This is a genomic window from Rhizobacter sp. P3_B12, from assembly GCF_056402895.1.
This window is the reverse complement of sequence record NZ_JBFUGN010000899.1, coordinates 1-2,511: the sequence shown is the minus strand read 5'-3', so window position 1 is coordinate 2,511 and position 2,511 is coordinate 1. Positions and strand designations below refer to the sequence as shown.

The 2,511-nt window shown below is 68.7% G+C and carries 4 protein-coding genes; 2 read left to right on the top strand and 2 right to left on the bottom strand.

Annotation, left to right across the window (positions count from 1 at the left end):
* Together mreC and AC1D01_RS29740 are read right to left on the bottom strand one after the other, a co-directional pair.
* Positions 1-615, bottom strand: a 615-nt coding sequence (mreC, locus tag AC1D01_RS29745; protein ID WP_477872844.1) for a rod shape-determining protein MreC, incomplete at its 3' end; no start/stop codon positions are given.
* A gap of 103 nt (positions 616-718) precedes the next feature.
* Positions 719-1,762, bottom strand: a complete 1,044-nt coding sequence (locus tag AC1D01_RS29740; RefSeq protein WP_477872842.1) for a rod shape-determining protein — start codon at positions 1,760-1,762, stop codon at positions 719-721.
* A 184-nt stretch (positions 1,763-1,946) separates the two neighbouring features.
* On the opposite strand from AC1D01_RS29740, the gene gatC reads away from it, so the two are divergent.
* Together gatC and AC1D01_RS29730 are read left to right on the top strand one after the other, a co-directional pair.
* Entirely contained in the window at positions 1,947-2,249 is a 303-nt protein-coding gene (gene gatC, locus AC1D01_RS29735) for an Asp-tRNA(Asn)/Glu-tRNA(Gln) amidotransferase subunit GatC (RefSeq protein ID WP_477872840.1), read from the top strand.
* Positions 2,246-2,511, top strand: a 266-nt coding sequence (locus AC1D01_RS29730) for an amidase family protein (RefSeq protein ID WP_477872838.1), incomplete at its 3' end; no start/stop codon positions are given. The genes gatC and AC1D01_RS29730, both read left to right, overlap by 4 nt.

Sequence of the window (2,511 nt, the reverse complement as noted above, 5' to 3'; positions counted from 1 at the left end):
GCCGAAGGCGGCGCTGCGCACCTGGGTGCGCATGTTGAGCACCGGGATCGCGGCGTCCTTGTCGGTCAGCAGCGTGACCTCGGCGCTGTACGGGAAGGCCCGCGTCACCTGGCCGAGCACGCCGGCCTCGTTGATGACGGGCGACGCGACCGCGATGCCCTGCTGCGTGCCGCGGTCGATGATGACCTTGCGCGAGTACGGATCGGGCGCGTCGTACAGCACCTCGGCCGTCTGCGAACGCACCGACAGCCCGGGCCGCAGATCGAGCAGCGCGCGCAGCCGCAGGTTCTCCTGCTCGAGCTGCTCGACGCGGGCCGAGCGCGCCGCCTGCTGGGCCAGCTCGCGCCGCGCGAGGGCCTCGGCCGACAGTGCATCCTGCAGGCCCATCGCGTAGTCGCCGGCGGCGCTCACTGCGTCGACCGGCGCCCGCAGCGCCCGCTCGACCGGGTTCAGCGCGGTCGCGAGCACCGCGCGCACCGGCTGCGTCACCTTGAAGCGGGTGTCGGCCACCATCAGGAACAGCGCGAGCGCCGAGAAGAACATCAGCCGCGTCAGCGCCGAGGGGCCCTGTCGGAAGAAGGGCGGTGGGGTTCGGTCGAGGGTGCCGAGCGGCATGGCGTTGGAACGGCTGGAAGGGGCTTTGAAGTGACGAGTACGCGTCAGCGTACAAAAGGCCGGCCGCGTCAGCGACGCGCCGGCCGTGTGAGAAAGGTCACGTTCACTCGGAGGTGAAGATGGATCCGAGGCGTTCCATCCGCTCCAGCGCCATCCCGCAGCCGCGCACGACGCAGGTCAGCGGGTCTTCGGCGACCAGCACCGGCAGGCCGGTTTCCTCGGCCAGCAGGCGGTCGAGGTCGCGCAGCAGCGCGCCGCCGCCGGTCAGCATCATGCCGCGCTCGGCGATGTCGGCGCCCAGTTCGGGCGGCGTCTGCTCGAGCGCGTTCTTGACGCTGGAGACGATCTGGTTGAGCGGGTCGGTCAGCGCCTCGAGGATCTCGTTGCTGCTGATCGTGAAGCTGCGCGGCACGCCTTCGGAGAGGTTGCGGCCCTTGACTTCCATCTCCTTGACCTCGGAGCCGGGGAAGGCCGAGCCGATGTTCTTCTTGATGGATTCGGCGGTGGGCTCGCCGATCAGCATGCCGTAGTTGCGTCGGATGTAGTTGATGATGGCTTCGTCGAACTTGTCGCCGCCGACGCGTACSCTGCCCTTGTAGACCATGCCGCCCAGCGAGATCACGCCGACCTCGGTGGTGCCGCCGCCGATGTCGACCACCATCGAGCCGCTCGCCTCGCTGACCGGCAGCCCGGCGCCGATCGCCGCGGCCATCGGTTCCTCGATCAGGTAGACCTCGCTCGCGCCGGCGCCGAGCGCCGATTCGCGGATGGCCCGGCGCTCGACCTGGGTGGAGCCGCAGGGCACGCAGATGATGATGCGCGGACTCGGCCTGAGCATCCGCGAGTCGTGGACCATGCGGATGAACTGCTTGAGCATCTGCTCGGTCACGGTGAAGTCGGCGATCACGCCGTCTTTCATCGGCCGGATGGCTTCGATGTTGCCGGGCACCTTGCCCAGCATGGCCTTGGCCTCGGTGCCGACCGCCTGGATGGTCTTCTTGCCGTTGGGGCCGCCCTCGTGGCGGATCGCGACGACCGAGGGCTCGTCCAGCACGATGCCCTTGCCACGCACGTAGATCAGCGTGTTGGCGGTGCCGAGGTCGATGGCCAGGTCGGTGGAGAAGTAGCGGCGCAGGGATGCAAACATGTGCGGAAGGGTTCTTGTTGGCGTCGGTCGGCCGGGTTTCCAGCGGGTGGGTCCGCGAGCCGCTCGAAAGTCCTGCAAACCCTTGAATTTGCACGCCGAAAGAGGCTTGTGGATAACCGGGGATAATACCCCAAGCCCCCTGAATTCCAGCCCCGTCGGCACCCTCATCTCCCCTCAAATTCCAATGGCACTGGACTCCAAAGACGTGAGCCGCATCGCGAACCTCGCGCGCCTCGAACTGAAGCCCGCCGAAGAGGCGGCGATGCTGCAGCAACTGAACGGTTTCTTCTCGATCGTCGAACAGATGAGCGCAGTCGACACCAGCGGCATCGAGCCGCTGTACACGCCGCTGTCGGCGGTGCAGGAAGTGGCGCTGCGCCTGCGCGACGACATCGTCACCGAGACCGACGGCCGCGCCGCCAACCAGCGCAGCGCGCCCGCCGTCGAGGACGGCCTGTTCCTCGTGCCGAAGGTGATCGAAGGATGAAGGACCTGCATCAACTGGGCGCGGCCGAACTGGCCCGCGCACTCGCCGCGCGGCAGGTCTCCAGCGTCGAGGCGACGACACAACTGCTTGCACGCGTTGCCGCGCATGCGCACCTGGGCGCCTTCCTGAGCGTCGACGCCGAGGGCGCGCTGCGCCAGGCCGCGCAGGCCGACGCGCGCCGCGCCACCGGCGAGAGCGGCCCGCTGCTCGGCGTGCCGCTCGCGCACAAGGACATCTTCGTCACCGAGGCGCTCGCGACCAC

Excerpts from the sequence above, each read along its gene's own strand:
- gatC (WP_477872840.1), top strand. The coding sequence starts at position 1,947 with ATGGCACTGGACTCCAAAGACGTGAGCCGCATCGCGAACCTCGCGCGC.